A 1,182-nucleotide genomic window follows, 5' to 3' on the forward strand; every position below is an offset into this window, starting at 1 on the left:
AGCATCGCGGAGGCCTCGGGGAACAGACCGCCGCCGTCCATCCAGCCGTGCAGCAGTTCCTCGACTCCGGGGATCGGGGCGAGCCGCGCTCTGGCGCAGATGCCGCGAACCAGCAAGGCTGATACGGCTCTCGATCTGGCTGTTGCAGAACCGACTCCGCGCGAGGCCTATGTCTGCCTCATCACCACAGTCACCAACGGCCGCATCCGTTTGACGGACATCCGTCGACGCATGGAGGAGCGCTCACCCCGTAGATACCGGAAGGCCCTCGACAGTGCGGTGAAGCTGTTGGCAGACGGGGTGCAATCGACTCTCGAATATCACTATGCGGTGGATGTGGAGCAGGCACACGGGTTGCCGTCGGCCAGACGCCAATTACCGGTTCGCGTCGACGGTCGCACGCTGTACGAGGATTGCGATTACAGCGAAGTGGGTGTGCCGTTGACAGTTCGTCTCGACGGTCGGTGGGCGCATTCCATGGCCGAGGTGGCATTCCGTGATCGCCGCCGTGACAATGCGGCAGAGCTGGCAGGTCGTCCGCGGTTGGTCTACGGATTCGACGAGGTGGTGAAGACCCCGTGCGAGGTTGCGCGCGAGGTGGAGATGGTCTTGCGGCGGGGAGGTTGGGAGAGAACGGGGGAGAACCCCTGCAGGGCCTGTGAGTGGTTAAGGAGTGCAGAGACTCCTTAACCACTCACAGGGAGCGGAGCTCCCTAGGCCTTCCACCACGGACGAAGCGGCACATGCGCCTCACCCTTGGGGCCGAGCTTGACGGCCAGAACCTGGTGCAGCTGAACGACATTGCGCTCGAATCCGAGGCGAGAGCCGGCCATGTACAGGCCCCAGACGCGTGCGGTTCCCTCGCCGACCTCGGCGACGCAGGCGTCCCAGTTGTCGACGAGGTTCTGGCACCATCCGGCGAGTGTCAGTGCGTAGTGCTCGCGCAGGTTCTCCTCGTGCCGCACCTCGAGGCCGACGTTCTGGATCTCGGAGATGATGCGACCCGATCCGGTGAGCTCCCCGTCGGGGAAGACGTACCGGTCGATGAATCCGCCTGCCTTGGCGCTGCTTCGGTTGTCCGGACGGGTGATGCAGTGGTTGAGCAGACGCCCACCCTCACGCAGCTTGCCCTTGAGGAACTCGAAGTACGCCGGGTAGTTTCCGACGCCGATGTGTTCGGTC

At 64.2% G+C, this 1,182-nt stretch carries 2 protein-coding genes; one reads left to right on the forward strand and one right to left on the reverse strand.

What is annotated here, in order from left to right:
- Positions 1-99: 99 nt before the first annotated feature.
- Positions 100-690 (forward strand): hypothetical protein, encoded by a 591-nt coding sequence (locus ABT116_RS48365; RefSeq protein ID WP_351647894.1) that lies wholly within the window; start codon positions 100-102, stop codon positions 688-690.
- Positions 691-713: 23 nt separating this feature from the next.
- On the opposite strand, the gene ABT116_RS48370 is transcribed toward ABT116_RS48365, so the two are convergent.
- On the reverse strand, positions 714-1,182 hold a 469-nt coding region (locus tag ABT116_RS48370), incomplete at its 5' end, for a class I SAM-dependent methyltransferase (RefSeq protein WP_351647896.1).

Source organism: Streptomyces sp. NPDC002130, assembly GCF_040296465.1.
GTDB lineage: Bacteria > Actinomycetota > Actinomycetes > Streptomycetales > Streptomycetaceae > Streptomyces.

Excerpts from the sequence above, each read along its gene's own strand:
- ABT116_RS48365 (WP_351647894.1), top strand. The coding sequence starts at position 100 with ATGCCGCGAACCAGCAAGGCTGATACGGCTCTCGATCTGGCTGTTGCA.